The organism is Micromonospora sp. LOL_023 (assembly GCF_048060115.1).
Classification (GTDB): Bacteria; Actinomycetota; Actinomycetes; order Mycobacteriales; family Micromonosporaceae; genus Micromonospora_E.
Genome location: NZ_JBHMIM010000044.1, coordinates 49,072 through 68,002, shown reverse-complemented (window position 1 = coordinate 68,002; position 18,931 = coordinate 49,072). Strand labels below are relative to the sequence as shown.

Genomic DNA, 18,931 nt, shown 5'->3' with positions numbered 1-18,931 from the left:
CGGCCGGGCTGTCGACGGCTCGGGTGCCGCTGCCGGGTCGACCGACACGACCGCGCCGGGCAGCGCTGACCTGGCCGTCAGCAGCGGGATGCCGCTACCGGGTGTCGGCATGAACACGGACCTGGTCGGCCAGGTCGGTGAGGTCCCGGCCACCGGCTCGATCGGAGATGGCGCCGCATCCGAGGTCGGCGCCGACGATCGGGTCAGCGACGGGCAAGGCTCCGTCGACACCGCCGGCAGCGAGCCCGGCGGTCGCCATACCGGCGCGGACGATTCCCGTGGGGACAGCGGTGGGCGGGGAGATCCGGTCGTCGGCGGAGTGGCGGTGGTTTCTGCTTCGGCTGGTGATCCGGCTGCTCAGGACGGCGTCGAGGGCCGGGTCCCGGCCCAGGGCGGTGGTCAGGGGGCGGACCAGGTTGGCGTGCAGGTATCTGCACCGACCGCGGACAGCCCCAGCCCCAGCACCAGCGACGGTATCGGCGTTGACGCCGATGGCGGCGGGAGTACCGACGCACCGTCCGGCACGGAAGGTACCGATTCGGGCACCGAGTCCGTGGCCGGTGGCGTCGCGGAAAGCCCGACGGTCCGCGACGGCCTTACGCCAGAAGCACCGGCCACTGCGAGCGCTTCTGACACAGGTGAGCGCCACCAGCTGAGTGAGAAGGAAAGCGCTGAGCGAGACGGTCTCGGAAGCGGGGAGGTCGGCAGTGGGTTGGGCGGCGGTGCCGTGGCCGCGCAGACAACCGAGGGCGGTCAGCGCGCTGGCGATACCGGCGGGCGCGCCGAGTCGTCCCAGCGGGGGGACGCCGGCAGTCGCCAGTCGGAGACCCAGTCCCGCGCAGGCGAGAGCACCCGGGGCAGCGAGGGAAGCCGGACGGGTGACAGTGCACGGCCCGGGACGCCGGAGACCCGAGGCACTGCGGGTGGTCCGCTGCCGGAGACGATATCGACGGAGGGCGGCAGTTACACAGCCCCGAGCGGCTCGGTGGAGACCGCCCCGAGCGATTCGACCTCCACGCCGACGACCTCGGCGCATCCGGACGTCCCCGAGGAGGGAATTGTCGGTGCTGTTCCGGCTCAGGGGGTGGCAGCCACCGCAGCCGAGCAGACCCCGACCGAGCCCGTCGACAGGAATCCACAGAGCGCAGTCCAGGCCGGCGGTCCGGCTGGCATCCAGACGTCGGACGTCTCGGGCACGGTGCCCGGACCTGACGTGGCGGTCAGCGCGATAGTCGCAGCAGAGCGCGTCACCGCGGCCGGGGAGACTCCTACCCAGGCCACAGCGGCCCGGAACACGCAGGTGGCCCAGCCTGACGCCCGGATGCCAGCGGCAGCTGACTCAGGCACCCAGCGGCCGACCGCGACCGCCTCGCCCGCCGTGACCACTCCCCCGACCACCAGCGCTGCCCCGGTCGCCGGCAGATCACCTGCCGAGGTGGCGGCCGACGGTCTCCCACCCGGAGACCTGACCGGGTTTCTCACCTCGCGGGACGGTACCGAATCCGACGACCTCGGGGTGGTGGAGTCCGGGTCTGCCGATGTGGAGGCCGGCGCCGCACCGGTCCGGGCACCCATCTCCGACCAGCGGGCACCTACCTCCGACCAGCGGGTACCCTCCGTCGATCAGCCCCGGCAATCCGCCGCCGAGGCCACGGCGAACACCTCCGAGCGGACGGTACGTGACCCGGGACGGCAACTGTCCGAGCAGGCTGCTGGCCGGCAGGCGCCTCCGGCAGTGGAGAGCATCGGAACGGAAAGCGACGATGGTGTCGGGTTGATCGTCGTGCCGGTGCCGCTGACCGCGCCTTGGCAACCTGGTGCCGGGTCGGCGCCGGAACCCGGCCTTGGGCCCAACGGCGGCGAACCCGTGACGGCGTCGCTCACCGACCCGTCGAGCAACAGCGAATCGAGGGCGGACAGCAGCTCACGCCCGGACTCGGATCCCTGGTCCACGGCTGACCGCTCCGGCGACATCTTCGGCGTGGCCGACCGGACTGTGCGGTTCCTGGCCGGGACGCACCTGCCTGGCCTCATCGAGGCCAAGGTGCAGGGCTCCGGCGGTGACCGGGTGCTGCACCTGCGCACGGACCGGGGTAGCGCGCCGCTCGGTGGCGACACCGGGCGTATCCCGATGCGTCTGGTCGACGGGCTGCCAGTGGGTGCGCCTGAGGGTTCCGTGCTGTCGTTGCGCGACGGCCAGGACAGGGCCGAGATCCTGATCAGCCGGGGCGCGGACGCCGACTCCGCGGCGGCCCAGCTCTCCGGGGCGGTGGCGGCCTGGGTGGCACGTCGCCCAGCACCGGACGGAGCGCGCCGCGACGACCTCGAACGAGCGGCCGCGATCGACGGAATCAGGTGGGAGCTGCGCATCATGCAGCTGCGGCCCGGCCGGCGGACAGACCACCTGGGCCCGGTCGACTGGCAGACCCGGCCGCACGGGAAGGTAGCGACGTCGACGTTGCTCGATGGTTCGTTGCGGGACGCTGCGGCCGCCCGGCTGGAGACGCTGCTGGTCGCCGACAAGGGCGTGCTCGGCGATGCGGCAGAACGCACGGCCGCCGCGCTGTTGTTGCGCGACGAGGTGCGGCGCAACCCGTCGACGGCTCCGACTGGTACCCCTTTCCACGGCACAGGGCCGACGTCGACGTCGGTTCCCCGGTTCGAGCCCGAGCCGCCACCAGCGCCGACGACCGGTGAGGTGGCTCGCACAGGGCGGGCTCACCAGGACGATTGGGTGCCGGTGGGACCGGTGGTGGACACCGACAGGTTCCTGGCCGGTAATCCGGATCTGAGCCTCGACCGGGTCAATCCGCAGCGGTCCAGTACGAACTGCGTGTTGACCTCGATCGTGAGTGACATGGTCTGGCGGTCCAAGCGGTCCGGGATCGAGGGCCGGTACGTGGCACCAGAGTCGACGGTGACCGAGGTCGGATCGCTGTCGTGGTACGCGGGTGCGGAACTGCGGGATGTCCAGGGAACCGAAGCGGTCGAGACCGCGATGGCGGACGCCTCGGCGGGTGCGTCGGGCATTGTCGTGGTGAACAGCGCCGATGGTGCCGTGGCGCATACGTTCAACGTGTTCCGCGACGACGACGGCCGGGTGGTGTTCTGGGACGGTCAGGCGGGCCGGCCGGCGACGGTGCCGCCAGCGGTGTCACGGGTCCGTTTCGTCGCGACCGGCGGGGTGGTGCCGGCACCGGCGGCACCTGACGTAACGACGTTGCGGCAATCGCCGTCTGGGGGCGACCTCGATCTCGCCGGTGTATCCGGCCACACCCCGGCCGGTTCCGCCGCCGCCGGGTCCAGCGCCCAACCGGCCCCGCTCATGGCGGGACGGGTCAGCAGAGGAGCTGCGGCGGACACCGTTACGCGGTTGTACGGCTCCTTCCCGGAGTTTCACGCGCCTGCCGGTGCTTCCGACGCGGTACGCGGCAGGGCTGCCGCCGCCGAGCTGATCGCCCACGTCGCGGGCGGACCTGGCAGCGCCGCGGCGCTACAGTTCGCTCAGGCGACGTCCGACGGGACGTACTCGGACGCGACCGGTACCCGCCTGCCGCCCGAGGCTGCCAGCTACGACCGGGTCGAGCAGGCGATGCGGCAGGCGCCGCCGGGATCTGCCACCGTCCTGTTGACCTGGGCCACACCAGACACACCGCCGGCGCTCACCCTCGTCCACCGGCCCGGCGGACAGCCGGAAGTCGTGGCATTCGTCGATGTGGTGACCCGTCAGCTGGCCGGACTGCCGGCGTATCCGTCCGACATCCGCTTCATCCCGCTCCACCAGGCCGGCTCCTTGGCGTTGTTGCGTGCCACGGATTCTGACCCGGGGGCCGCCGCAGGACGGATCGTCGACCGTTACCAGCGCTGGGCCGACCACAGCTGGGCTGATCTTCGGGAGCTGGCAGCGGGCGGGCATCGGGGCGCCGCGGTCGTCGTGGACATGCTCAGCACCTTCGTCGACGACCTTAGGGCGGTGCAGGGCCCCGCGGGTGACGACACACCCGCCCCGATCCGGGAACTCGTCCTTGCTGCCGCGCTGAGCAGGTACGACGACGCCCGGTCCAGCATGCTGTCGATCCCCGGGACGATCCCGCCTCCGCCGCTGGCGGCGGTGCTGGCCGATCCGGCCCGTACCGCCACATTGGTGCTGCCTGACGCCAATCTCGAACTGACGTCGGCGCAGGCGTTCGGCCAGTGGTCGCGGGAACACGACGACCTGACCAGGACCCACACGGATCTTGTCCAAGCCGCGATTCGGCTCGATCTGGCGACCCGGCGACACGCCGAAGCGGTGCGGCGCGTCGAGCATCACCAGACCCGGCTCGCGGCGGCGTGGGTCGAACAGCGGGAAATCCGCGACGAGCTTGCCGACCTTCAGGTGCGGATCGCGGCGCAGGCAGCGGTGTGGCGCGCCCAGCAAAGTGACCTCGACCGGACCGGGGAGGAGCTGAGTCGGGCAGAGACGGAACTCGGTGATACGAGGACCGAGCTGCAGACGCGGCGGCGGGAGGCACAGGAGGCTGCTGATGCGCTCGCGATGTTCGATCGGACCCAGTCGGAACTTCCGCCGAAGGAACGCGATCCGGCAGCCCGGCAGGTGCTCGACTCCGCCAGTGGGCGGGCGGCCGAAGCGGTGGAGAGCAAACAGAGGCAGCTGACCGCTGTCGAAGAGCGGGTCGACTCCCTTGGGAAGGATATCGATCGCCTGTCGATGCTGCACCGGGCAGCCGATGCGGACCTGGCGGCCAGCTGGGCCGCGGAAAGTGTCCTGCGGGACAGGCGAACGACGCTGCGCGAGAAGGTAGCGGAGATCGGGGCGGAATGGGGCGCGGCCAAAGACGAGGAAGAGACCCGCGAGAACCTCCTTGCCACCGAGCGAAGCTCGTACGACGACCGAGCTGGGCAGTTCCGGCAGCAGCTGTCCGTGGTGGAAGGCTGGGAAGAGCGGCGCCGCGCGCAGGCTGATCTGACCGACCTGGGCAGCAGTATGTCGATGCTGGACACGAGCGGTCCGACCATCGTCGCCGGCCCGGATGCGCAGCGCATCCAGCAGGAGACGCTTGCTGCCCTGGACGAGCACTGGGGGTCCGCAGGACCGGACAGGGCGGCCAGAGAGCGCATCCGGCAGAGCGTGCGCCAGCTGACCACCGCTGGGGCGCTGGGCCGGGACGTACGCCAGGCGGGTACTCCGAGCGGAAGTGCGCACGTCATCGGTGCCGGCGACGACGCCGTCCGGGTCACGTTCCTGGCGGAGATGGTCCGTCGCGCCGACGTGTCGTCCGCCGAGACAGCCAGGGCGGCGATCGAGGGAGAGGCCCGCAGCCACCACGAGTCGCGGGTCGACACCAGCCAGGCCGCGCAGACCAACAGAAGCCTGGCGATCCCGGTCAGCGGCATCGCCGGTCTGGCCAACAAGATCCCGGTGCTGCGGGCGTTGAACGCCAACTTCTCGATTCACCTGATCCACAACCAGCTGTCCCGTCAGATACAGACCATGTTCGGCATGACGCATTCGCACATCCACCGAGTGCGCGAACCGCATCATCCGCACGACTACGACACCGTCTGGCGGATCCGGGTCGAGTCGGCGGACGTCCCGTTGACCGTTCAGTCCCCAGCGGCAGCGCCCACAGCGGCCTCGGACGCAGCGGCGGCGCGGCCGGTGACCCGTACCGTGCCATCGGCGGAGCCGATGACAGTGATGTTTCCGGAACACATCGCGCGCCCCAAGGCGCCGGACGTCGATGTGCAGGGGACGTTCGAGGATCGGGCCGAGCGACTCACCGACCAGCCGGTGGCGATCCTGGACGGCGTACAGGACCCGGGGTGGGTCGAGCGAGAGCTGCGTGGCCGCATCCCCAGTCTTGACAGTATGAGCCCGGAATCGCAGCGTCACCTGCTCCAAGCGGTGCGCAGTTCGAACCTCTCCGGTGGCTTCGGGCGGCTGCGACGTACGGGTGTGTTGTCTCAGCCCTTGTATGCCCGTGACGGCTCGTTCATCGGGGTTCTGCGTCTGGGGGCACAGCCCGCGCCGACCCGCATGCTGACGACGTCGCCCGGTACTCGAATCGAGTCCTATCAGCAGAACCAGGTAGGGGAGAGTGGCTCAGCCGGCCTGACGAGCAGTGGCGGGGTCGGCTTGGGGGTCGGCGCAACCTTGGTCGACTCCGACGCGACGATGGCCGGCACCTCGACCTTCGGCACCTACACCTCGGGCCTGGCCGGTGTCCAGGCCCGAGGGACGACCGGCAGCAGCCGATCTCAGCAGTCCGGCGGGTCGGCATCGTTGATGCGGGGCTGGAAGAACGGCAGCTTGCCCGGCAACAAGCTGAAGTCAGCCGACGTCGCGAACGTCGACCTGCTGTGGACCGCGGAGCTGATCGACGGCCGCCAGCCGGCCGAGCCGCTGTCGTTCCTGGGCCGGGCCGCGCGGCGCCAAGGTGGCCGGGTGCGGTGGGTGCCGCTAACCCTGTCCGGAGCCGACGAAGCGGTTCATCCACCGGCCGCCATCGAGCACGGCGGCACCGGGTCCGCCGGATACACCATCTTCAGCAACTTCCACGCCGTTCCGCCAGTCATCGGGCTTGGCGTCGACGAGCAGGTCGAACAGCAGCTCCGTGATCACCACTTCCTCCCGGAGGGGCCGAATCCCGGCCCGGAACAGGTCAGGAACCTGCACCGGCTGCTGGAGGTGACCAGTCCGGAATTCCGCGAGGCGCACTTCGACGAGTTTGACGGCGACTCGCTCTCGATCCCGTTCGAGAAGAAGCACTTCGCCGAGATCGAGCGGGTGATGGTCCGATGGAGCCTGAGCCGCGGCGGGCCCGCCGTCCACCGCGGCTCGACGGACGACGGCCGGCTCGTCTTCGGGGCCGAGGGCGGCACCGCGATGACCGGCGACCGGCAGTCGGACGGCTCGGTGTCGGGGCGGGTGCAGGGTACGGCCCTGGTTGGCGCGCGCAAGGAGGCCACCGACGTTCTCTCCTCGGTTCCGATCAACGTCGGCCCCTACGAGTACCGCCGGGGAGTTCGGCGGTCCGCACCAATAGGGCCGACGATCGAGCGTTCGACGATCGTCGACTCGCCGGGCGGTCCGACCCACGCCTTCGACCTGCCCCGCCTGCTTTCGGCCGAGATCCAGCGGGTCGGCAGCAACGAACCGTTCTGGACCTCCCGGGTCGACCGGGGCGGCGGAGCGGATACCGCCCATCAGGATGTCACCGTCCGGGCCTGGGTGCCCGACCTGATGGTGCTGCACGGCGACGCGGCGCCGGAGCCGGTGCGGCCGCTGCCTCGCCCGGTCACCGACGCCGACCGGGCCGGCCTGAGCCGCCGGCCGGATCAGCAGTACGGCCTGATGCCGGGCGTCACCACGGTCGCTGGCTCGCCAGCGCTCAAGCGGATGTTTCAGCAGTTGGCAGTCACCGTCTTCGGCGAGCCGAAGGGTGCTTTGCACAGCTGGTTCACCGGCTACAGCCCAGCCAGTGAGGCTTCCTTGTCGGCCCAGGCCCGGCGGGCGTTCGTCAGCCCGGGGCGGTTGCGGGACAAGCTCTCGCAGCTGCTGGCCGGCACCTACACGACCGAGCAGAACGTGGAGGAAGGCCAGGTCTCCATGTCGGAGGGCTACCTGGACCTGCAGGCCTATCCGGGGCGCCCCAGCTACCAGCCACCGCGTGACGGACAGGACCAGCCGAGCATCTACTACGAGGGAACACAGTCGATCACGGAAGGCGGCGGTGAGAGCCAGACAGTTGTTCGGCGGCACCGGGGAGACGGTTCGCTCTCGCTGATGATGATCATCGGAGGGCGTCGCGTCGAGGTACCGAGCATCGGTGGTCGCGCGAGTATCGACCAGTTCCAGCAGGACGGCGAAAACCAGAGCTCGACGGACATTCGCACGAGCATGAACACCGGCGAGGTGTATCCGGTCCGGGTCCCATTGACCTTCGTCGGGAGCATCAACGGCGCGCCACGCAACGTCGCCAGCACGGCGGCGGCAGCCGTGGATCAGGACTGGTCAAGCGAGGCGCAGCTGGCGCTCGACGTGCCGGACGCGATCGAGGCGTATCTCAGCTTCGACGAACTGGTTGCCCTGTGGCAGGCCCGGACCGCGCTCGGCGAGGACGGGCCGCCAATCGACAACCTGCCGGAGGACCTGACCGGCCGGATCGAGCAGGCAGCCATCCAGCGACAGGCGGACGAGGCTGCGCGGCGTGCCCATCAGACGCCGACCGAAGGCGAGGTGCGGTACCCGCCACGGCGGATCGTCTCCCGATTGGGTCTCGGCGACGCCACGGTTGTCGACGTCATGGAGACCGGTGGACCGGTCCGCCGACAGCCGTCGCCACCGGCCGGCGACACCGTCGCCGAGCCGAGCCGTGTGGTGGAGGTCAACGAGGCGGAGCGGCTCGGCGTCCTGCAGCAGCAGGACTCGGACGGCGGCGGGAACGTCATCGAGCTTGGGGCACTGCCGCGGCCGGCGACACCCGCAGCCGGATCCGAGGCCGGTTCGAATGATCGAATCGAAGCGGCGTCTGATGACGAGACCGCAGTCGTGCGGGATGACGGGTCCATCCCGCAACCGTCACATCGGAGCCTGTTCCGCAACGGACTGGCCCTCGTCGAACAGCAGCTGCCCGGCGTCACCCGGCCCGGCTCCACGACGTACATGCCCGGAGTCAGAGCAGGAATCTCCGATGCCAGTGCACCAGACGCGGCAGCGGCCGGCATGCCCGCCTACTTCAGTTCCGGATCGGCGGTCGCCCCCGTCACCATCGGCTCCCGCCCGTTCACCACGACCTTCAAAGGCCACGCGGTCGAGGGCTGGATCGAGCTGCTGGCGAAGCCGGCGGACGAGTTCGACACCACGGACAGCGTCAGGAGGATCTTCGGCCGCGCGCGGACCGACCGCTCTATCGAAGCGCACGGCATCGTGTCCGACTCGACGTCGGCTGCGATCGGCAACCTCCGGATCCTCGGCGGGAGCACCGCCGTACCGTTCGCCATACCGGCCGGCGGCAACGTGCGGTGGCACAGCGCGCGGGTCGCCGGCACAGTATTGGACGAGAGCGGCAGATCCGAATCGCAACGGCAGGGCGAAACGGACCAGTTCATCATTCGTCACATGAATGAGGGAATGGTCGATTTCGACGTGCCGGTGCAGCTGTCGGTTCGGGTCCGAGTCAAGCCGCTGCGGAACTCGGCGGTAAACGCCATTCTTGCCGTGTTCGCCAGCGATCGAACGGCGACCTCGGACTGGGTGGACGCGAGGGTCAGGGTGCGGGTGCCGGTCAGCGACACCAGCCCCAGGCCAGTCCAGGTCGCTCCGCCACGTTGGTTTGCGCCGGCGCGGCTGTTGCATGCCGATCCGCGTACAGAGATGCCGGAGCTGGCCCCGTACGACCCGGTGACTCCATCGATCCGGATAAGCTGGTTCAACGGCTACGATGAGCTCGTTTCAGCGGCCAGACAGCTGCTGCCGCAGACCAACGAGGATTCCGACGGTCGACGGGAAGTCGACAGCTACCTCGACGGACCGACCGGCGAGGCCAACGTCAATCGGCTGCTACGTTCGGCCGGAGCCGTTCGCACCTTCGCGGCGAGCGTGGCGAAGTCCATCGATTCGCGGGAGACACTCAAGATCGAACCGGTCGCCGCTACGCCCTGGGAGTTGTCCGACGACCAGATGGATGGCGATCCCGCGCGGTTCGTCATCGGCAGCGGCGGGACTGGCATCGTCGAGTACGCGCCGAACAAATCGGCAACGGCCGGCTCGGTCAGCATGGCAGCACGTGAGGGCATTGGTCAGGGTGACGCGGGTGTAACGGTCTGGGCGGCCCGGGGCCAGGCAGACCCGGCGTTCAAGATCGCACCCGGCAACTTCAGCACCGTACAGATCGATTATCCGACGCTGTCTGCGGTCGGCGGCGAGCAGATAGCGGCCGGCTCCACCATTAACGACGGTGACCGGCGGGTCCGGCGGTTGGCGGGCCAGCATGTGGGCGATACCAGTCCGCCCAACGTCCTCGCCCACCGCAAGGTGCTGTTCAGAGTGACGGGCACCCCCGGCGGGAAAGGGCCGTCGCCCGGCCGGCACAACCTGCCTGGCGCGGTCCGCTGGGTGGTGGCGATGGTCGAGGCCCGGGTACCTACCACCGACGTGCCAGGTCTCGTCCCTGCCGGTCGGGATCGGCAGCAGGACGACCAGCAGCAGGTTCCGCCGCGCGACGAGGTGGCGTCGGCCCGTCGCCAGCACCTCCTGACTGAGTTGACCGCACCGTTCACCGGCGATCGACGAGCCAGCGGCGAGGGCCGGTCGGGTGGCGATGTCGCCGGCGCGACGCCGGCCGACCGGGCAGGTTGGGTGCCGGTCGGTTCGCGGGTCGACGAGGACGCGATCCTGCGCGAGGCACCGTACCTCGGAGTCGATCGGGTCAATCCAGAGCGTTCCGACACGAACTGCGTATTTGCGGCCATTGTCGGGGACCAGTTGCGCCGTACCCGTGGTCAGGTGGGGTTCGTGGCACCGGCGTCGGTGGCGACCGAGGTAGGGGTGTTGTCGTGGTACGCAGGTCGTGAGTTGCGCGACGTGGCGGGAATCGACGCGATCACGGAGGCGATGTCGGAGCCGGGTACGTCGGCCGACGCCGCGGGCATCGTGGTGGTGTCCGGTCCGGATGGCGGGGTGGCGCACGCGTTCCGGGTGTTCCGCGATGCCGACGGTCGGCCGGTGTACTGGGATGATCAGACCGGTGGCCAGGCGCGGGTGCCTGCGGAACTGTCGTGGGTGCGGTTCGTGGCGACCGAGGGCGTGATGCGCCAGCCGGCGGCGCCCGCATCGGCGATGTCGGAAGCGTCTGCCGCCGGCTCCGAGGTGCGAGCCGGTGGCGGAGGCCTCGAGGGTGAGCGCACCATGCCGATCGGGCTGGTGCAGGATCCGAACGATCCCGACAATTCAATTGTCGATCCACTGGACGCCGACGGAGCAACCCTCGCATCAGATCCGGGCGGCACCTACCGAATCATCGGCGAGATCAAGAATCTGTACGAGCAGCTGGGCCACACCGACGAATTCCCACATGGTGTGCTCATGCTGGAACCGACCGAACACAGCGACCCGGGACTCGTCGTGATCCCTGAGCTGGTTACCGGAATTCTGCAGACCCTCGACGAGGAAGGCGGCCGGATCGCGGTCGACGATACGCTCTGGGGTCGTCTGGAACTCATGGAGCGGAGCTTCGAAAACGTCGGTGGTCGGCCCGGCTTCATGGACACCGATCTGGCTGACGTCCTCACCCGTGGCGGCGCGCGGCTTGAGACGCTGGATCTCGGGGACGACCCCATCGAGGTGGATGGGCGAATAGCGGCTCCGCCGGCAAGGGATGCCGGCGGGTGGCACTGGCACATCAACATGGGCGTGCCGATCGAGGGCCTGCATCCGTTCCTGACCCACGTGGCGGCGAATACCTGGCGAGACCAGACGGTCCGACACCAGGCTACCATCGGCCCCATCGGTTACCGGACCAGGGAGAATCTGGAGGCGGGGCTCGACTTTTCCGAGTGGGAGGCGACAATATTCCGGTCGCACTTCGGCAATCCGTCGGACCGGGTAGCTGGCGCGCTCAAAGGTGTGTTGGCGCTGATCTACGCACATTCAGCTGCGCTGGCCGATGACCTCGGAGACCAAGCCCTGACCAAGGCGCACCTCGCTGTGCTGTCTCGCCAGCCGCTGGCACTGTACGTCAAGCAACTACCAGTCTGGGTCCGTAGGTACCTGGCAAACTCGGCGCATCACATCCATAACCGGTTTGCTGAATTCTACGCCGAGCGCAGCGACACATTGAGGCACCGGCTCGCCATGGGTGCGGTACTTGGCGAGGTCGAACTGCCGCTGCCAGGCGAAACATGGACGAAGTCCAGATCTGATACATCGCCCTACGAGTATCTGCATGCTGCGCTCGAAGGTAGAGAACTGGATCAGTCCGTATTCGGGTCGATGACGACTCTGGACCAGTTGGACCACGCGAACGGGCAGTTGGCCGCGCCACTGGGCGTGCTCGAGGTTCGTTCGTACGGAGCGCGTCGCGGAACGGTCGCCGATGCTCGTCGGTGGTTCGAAACCCTCGCCGGGTTGGCGAAGTCGGAGTACGACCGGATCAAGAGCCTGCCCACCCTTCGACACGAGCCTCCGCCAAACTGGACCGATCTCGCTGGTGCCGGTCCGGTGGACCGGAGTGAGTGGGTGCCCGTCGGTTCAAGGACGGACGGGGACCGTTTCCTGAAGGACAATCCCGACCTGGCCGTCGATCGGGTCAATCCAGAGCGTTCCGACACGAACTGCGTCTTCGTCTCGATCGTCGCGGACGCCGCCTGGCAGTCGGCGGGCGGTGAGCGGTTCGTGGCACCGGCCTCGGTGGCGACCGAGGTCGACACGCTGGCGTTCTACGCGGAAGCCGATCTGCGGGAGGTTCAGACTCTCGACGATGTCGAGGCGCTGATGACGAGTGCGTTGTCTGACCGGGCGTCGGGGATCGTGGTGGTGGATGGCGTCGACGGTGCAGTGGCGCATGCCTTCAACGTGTTCCGTGAAGCCAGCGGGCAGGTGGTGTTCTGGGACGGGCAGGTAGGTAGGCCGGCGTCGGTACCGGGGGACATCTCCCAGGTGCGGTTCGTCGTCACCAGCGGGGTCGTACCGGGCTGGACGCTGTCGGACACACCAGCATTGTTCGGTCTGCGACCGTCGTCGTATCAACCGACCGACCTGGCCAGTGCCGTCACGGCATCGGCACCGTACGGATTCGAAGCTGCCCTCAGCTCCGAGCCGCACCTGGCGGTGTGGGAGCCCGACGGCGGCGTCCGGACCGAAGGCGACCCTCAGCGTCCGCAGATCTCGGTCGCCCGGATCTCCCCGGACCGCTATCTGCCACTGGACTACCCGGGTAGCGGGGTCGTTGCCGCCGAACTGCCGGCCGCGCAGGTGGTCTCCGGCCGGCAGACCGTGGGACTGTCACCAGCGATCCCTCCGATGGATCTGGACCCGGAACTCACCACTGCTCACCTGGCCGGCGGGCTTCTCCACAAGACCGGCCTACTGGAGCACGCGGTCGGCGACCCGGCGGATTGGGACCGCTGGCAGGCAGCTCGGTCGCCAAGCCGTTCTGCCACATTGGCGGACCTGATCGGACACGCCGCGTTGGCCCGGGACCTAACGGCAGCCTCAGGTGCCGAGGGATTGACTCTGCGGCCCACGGATCCGTCACCAGGTTGGCGTGGCCTGGAGCTCGTGGTGCGAGCGCAGCGGGTCGGTCCGTACCGGCTGACCGACGTGGGCGTGTGGGGGCCGGAGTACACCGGCCAGGTTGATCTCAGTCTGGAGCTGCGGGTCGACGGAACGACCGTCGGCAGCAGTACGGCGTACCTGACGGAGAGCCTGCGGCCCGTCGAGCCGACCCCGGCGGCTCCGTGGCCGACAGACAACGGCGACTTCCGGGATCTCCCGGTCGACCAGAACTGGTGGGCACAGGGCAGGGCGGCTGTCGGCACCGTCACCGCCGAGACGCTCGCCGACCTGGCCGGCGTGCTGCGTGCCGACGCCGAGCTGTACCGGACCCGAAACACGCCGCACGCGCTGCACGGCTACCTGCAGTACCGCCTCGCAGTCGGCCCCGGATCGGGGGGCGTCGCCTTCACCTTGCGGGATGCGAGGCCCACCGGCCTGGTCCGGATCGCCAACCAGCCCCGGATCGTCGTGGCGGCCCGGTTGGTCGCAACGACGGGGCCAACCGGTCACGCGACGGTGCCGACCGCTACCCAGCTTGCCGGCTGGGTCGAGGTCCTGCTGGACCCGGCAGCAGCTGCGCAGGTTCGGCAGCACTACCTCATGCCCCCGCCAACAATGGACAGCTACTCTCCACAGCCGATCTATTCGGCTCCCGCGCCCCTGTCCGCCGACGCCAGAAATCCCCCGGCCGGAGTCCACCCCGCGCTGTGGGAGCGGGTCGTCGCGAACCCGGCGCTGGCGACCAATGAGCAGCGGCTCGCCGAACTCGCGGCCGCCGCAACTCTGCCATTGGACAATCGGCTCCTGTCCTGGGTGGAGGCAATCGGGCGGGTTGCCGATCCGGACGAGACGGCCACCCGCCTCGGGCTCACCGACGCCGGACCCGCGCTGCGGCTGGCGTCGGAGCTCGCTATCGACCCACGTGCGCTGACGGTCTTCGCACCGCAGATCCGCGACCTGGTGGCCGGTGGCGGTGAGGTCACGGCGGTGCGGCTGGCCGCCACGCTGGCGGACCGGGGCGTAAGGTCCGCCCAGGAGCTGATCTGGCTCGGCGAGGTAGGTGCACGCCTCGGGCTTACGCCGCCGGACCTGGCACTGCTGCTGTCCTTCAACGACGAGCAGGTGCCGCTGGAGCTGCTGCACTCGCTCCCCGACGCACTGCTGCACGAGGCGCTGAACGTGGCGCAGCTTCGGCAGGAGCTGAGATCGCTAGACCCGCTCCACCGCGATGATCTGCAGGAGCTGTCCGGCGGGCGGGGTGGTGGGGCCCGGTCCCGGGTACTCATGGGGATGCGCGACGGTTTCGCGGTGCAGCTGCTCGCCGCAGAGCTCCAGGTGCGGCCAGAGCACCTTGCGGTGGTCGAGCCACAGATCCGCGCCGCGGCGCACGCTACAGCCGACCCTGAGTCTCACGTACCGACCGGCAATCGATCGCGGGCGCAGGCCGTGGCGGTCGCCGAAGCGGTGCGCGTCGCCCTGCGGGCAGAAGGAGTCGTCAACGGTCCGAACGCCCGGCGATATCTCACCCTGTCCGGCCGGCTCGGCTTCCTGGCGGGTGACCTCGCGTTCCTGCAGCCGTCACGACACTTCATGTTCCTGATGCACGAGACCTTCGGCGATGTGCCGTTGCAAATGGTGCAGGACGAGCTGCGGTTGCTCGGCGACGGTCAGGCGGTGCCCAGCAGCGCGCTGCACGCCGATCTGCCGCGCAACGTCTACTCGGCGAGCGAAGCGGCCGAGTGGGCTGCCCGGCTGAATATCGCCGCGCAGGTGTTCAACCGGCTGGTGGACCGGCTGCCGTGGTTCGAGCCTCGGGCCGTGCTGGTCGCAGGAGGCCGTGCCGGCCTGGGCCGGGACCACCTGCCCAACCTGATCGGACTCTCCGAGGGCATCGGCCGGATCCCGGACGATCTCGGCCAGCTGGCGCTTCGGCTGGGTGTGCCGCCGCAGCTTCTGTTCCGAACAGCGGCGATGATCGGGGTGGACCCACGCCATCTGTTGCCATTCCAGGCTCCGCTTGTCCGCTCGGTCACCGATCGCGGCGGGCCGCATGAGATCAGTCTTGGAGTGCTCGTCGAGTCGTTGAAGGTGACCACTGATCAGATTCCCATGCTGGACGGCGAGCTGAGGATTCCGTGGACCTTCCGGCAGACCTTCCGATGGATGGCGGGGCCGGGAGGTCGGCGCTACGACCCAGCCTGGATCGCCCAGCACCTGCCCATCATCGCCGACAGAAACTGGCCCGAAGGGCTCGAACTCGCGGTCGATCGCGAGCTACAGGAGGCTGCCGATCTCGCGCACGAGATCGAGCAGCTCGGTATCCGCGCAATGGCCGTACTGGACCGTACGCTGAGCGGACTAGCTCCGCCCGTGGACGGCGGTACCGGGATCGAGCTGCTGACCGCGCTCAAGGCGTGGCTTCCCGTTGTCGTCGAGGAGCGGCGAGACGAGCTGCACAGGGGCATTCCTGGCCTGAACTCGATGTTGGAGCGGCTGACCGAGACATTGCCGTGGCGGCTGACTAGCCGAGATTCACGCGACCAGAGGGTGAGCGAGGCAGCGGAGCAGATCGCCGAGAAGCTTCTCCATGCAGCCGAGTTGCGCAGCCGCGACGATCCGGCAGCAGCAGACCAGAACGGCCTCGACCAGCGGCTCCAAGCCCGTGCGCAGGAGGTTTCCCGGCACCTCGGCGAGTTCCATCGGGCCACACACCAGCGAGGGGCCGCGACCGCCGTACTGCGATCACAGCAGAGGGGACCGCAGGCGGACATCCACGTCGCTGCTCTGCACAACGCGGATACCGCCTACGTGCAGGCGATCGCCGCGCTCGCGGCGACCGCGCTGGAGGTGGCACCGGACCTGCCACACCGGGTCGACCGAGGCCAGGACGACACCACCAACCTCGCTGCAGAGCTGAGGGCACTGGCGGCCCTGTACCAGGAGACGCTGTCGCATCTCCCGCTGCATCGCACCGTCGAAACCATGACCGATGTGGAGCTGATCGAGCTGCTCGAGAAGCTGCCCGACCCCCGGCTCACCGATGAGCAGCTGGCGCGCGGCGGCGAAGCATGGCTCAGTACCTGGTGGTCGGATCGGTTCCCTGAGACTGACGCCGCGCAGATCGAAGCCGACTTCACCGACCGGAGGTGGCTCGATCATCGAGCCGTCCTGCGGCTATCGGACGTGCTCGAGGTTACCCCCGACAAGGTGCGGTACCTCAGCATCGCGATCCACCGGGTGCCGGCCGATCTGTCGGCGTTGGCGGTCGAGTTCGGAGTCTCAGCCAAGGGACTGTTCACTGCGGCGGACTTCTGGCAGGTCGACCCGGCCCTGCTCGGTGCGAGCGGCACCGCCGGCCGGTCGGCCACCTGGGCGGCGCTGGGGGAAGCCGCTGGGGCGCAGACAGCGGCTGATCATCTCGCCAGGTGGGCGGATGCCGGCCAGGTCACCACCGACGGGCCGACCCATCCACTACGTCCGTACCCGGAGGAACGCAATCCCGCCTACCTCGCCCGCGCTCTCGGTGTCCGCCAGAGCAGGCTGGATGCCTCGACGCTGCCGCAAAGAACAATGCGAGACTGGCAACGAATGGTGGACTCGCTCTCCGCTGAGGCGGAACACGACCCGCATGAGATCGCGGTCCTGGCAGCCCGGTTGCGGGTGAGCGTGGAGTGGGTGCGTGGGTTCAGTCTGGTGATCGGTCGGGTGCCGACCGATCTGCCGGAGATCGCCGAACGCCTCGGCGTCGCTGATCCGGGCCTGGTCCTGGCGTACGCCGCCGAACGTGCGATGGACCCGGCTCAACTCGCCGACGCCGACGCCGACGCCGACGGGCTGCGCGGGCTGACGTCTGGTCCGCCCGCCCGGCGGTTCGGGCCCGTCGAGCAGCTTCCGGACACCGCACCGCGAAACCCCGACCCGACGGTGCTCGAGTCGCTCTGGACGGTCTTCAGGCGGACGGGCGAAATTGAAACCAACCTCATCGATCTCGCAGAATCAGCGGGGCTCACCCCCGCCGAACTGGCGAGCCTTTCCGGCAATCTCCTACAGCCTCCCGATCTGGTGTCGGTCGCGGCGCAGATTCTCGACCCGACCGGAAAGGGAGTCGCCGGAGCGGTCGAGACGCAGTTCCGATCCTGGGCAGACCGGCTGGAGCAAGACGCGTACCTGGAGCTCAGCGAGCTCGGCTGGGTACATCGCGCGCTGGGCTCCCAGCTCAGACTGCGGAATCTGCTGGCGGAGGACAACGCAACTCTGGAGGCGGTCCTCGCCCTACGTATCGCCAATCGGCAGCTCTCGCCCTGGTCCCTGACCGCGTTGGGGGGGCGAGACCGTCCGGTGGACGCCTTCGAACTGCTGCGGGCGGCGGTCGGTCGGACGACACGGCCGCCGGCCGACGTCACCCCGTTCATCGACAGCCTGCCGGTTCCGACCGATGCCTTCATCGGTTTCCGCCAGCCGCGCGGCACCGGTCTGGTCGCGGTCACCGACCTGATGCGGGTGCTCGACGTGTCGACGAGCAGCCTGGCCGGCGAAGGAACCAGCATGACCGTGTCGCTGTCCGGAAACGAAGGGTTCTGGCGGCATTACAGGAGCCTCGCCGACCAACTGCCGGCCGTCGAATCGGTCACCATCCGTACCGGGTACGGCACGGACGCCACGGCGTACCTGCGGTTGGCGGAGATCTTCTACGCGACCCAGCCGGTGCTACGTCGCCTGGGTGTCCTTCCCACGGTGCCGGCTGCCGACGTCGCTGATCGAGAGCGGTACGGCTTTGCATCGGTCCCGGAGTTGTTGTACCGGCATCGCCGCTCGGGCGGGGTGCTGCAGCTCGAAGTGCAGTGGCGTGCGGCGGACACAGTGACCTTCCGGCTGCCTGGTGTCGGTGGGACACGCCTGCAGGCCGCTGTGCTGCTCTACGCAGCGATGGTCGATCATGCGAAGAACAGCGAGCTTGGCGATACGTTCAGAGACCGGGCTTTGGTGTCGGCCGCAAACGACGATCGGGCGACGATCATCGATCGGGCAGTGGCCGACCCTTTCGCGGCCGCGAAGGAGCTGTTCTCCGTCGTGAACGACCCAGCCGCACGGGCACAGCTAGCGGCGATGTACCTCGTAGATGGTTGGCAGCCTGACCCGGGACTGGACCGAGTTGCGGCAGTGGAGCCAGTGCCGGCTGACGACTTTGACGTCTTTGACGACCAGAACGCCGACGTGGAGCTGGACCTCGATGACATCCCGCTTCTCGAGCGCGGCTTGGACCCGGATTTCGATGCCGGCCACCGGAGCGTGTTTCGGGCTCGCGTCTTCTCCAGCTCCAGCGCCGGCTCCGGTCGGAGCCTGCCCCCCGAACCGGGCGCGGGTCGCGACTCCTATGAGCTGCCGCCGCTGGAGCTCGGTCCGATTCGCTCCGAGCTCATCGAGATCCAGGTGGTCGAGCAACGACTCATGTCGCCGGGGACTAGCGAGGCGGTTCCGGAGCTGACGGAAAGCGGGCGTCAGCAGTTCGACAAACTCCGCGACCTGCTCGGTGCGGCACTGTCCGAGAGGGAACTTCTGCTCAGCTTCACTACGCCTCCGTCTGCCTTCCATAGTTTTCTCGGAATCCACCTCAGCCTTACTGACGGCGATGCGGTGCGGCTGCTCCGGACA

General features: G+C 69.0%; 2 protein-coding genes (1 of these 2 cut by a window edge). One reads left to right on the top strand and one right to left on the bottom strand.

Annotated elements, in window-relative coordinates:
• Positions 1-94: 94 nt before the first annotated feature.
• Positions 95-649, bottom strand: coding sequence for a hypothetical protein (locus ACFHVL_RS22180; protein WP_416630348.1), 555 nt, complete (start codon positions 647-649; stop codon positions 95-97).
• 672 nt (positions 650-1,321) lie between these two features.
• Here ACFHVL_RS22180 and ACFHVL_RS22175 point away from each other — a divergent pair.
• On the top strand, positions 1,322-18,931 hold the 5' portion of the coding sequence (locus tag ACFHVL_RS22175) for a toxin glutamine deamidase domain-containing protein (protein WP_416630347.1). Its footprint extends 12,957 nt past the window's final position; only the first 17,610 of its 30,567 coding nucleotides appear in the window; its start codon is at positions 1,322-1,324; its stop codon lies off the right edge, out of view.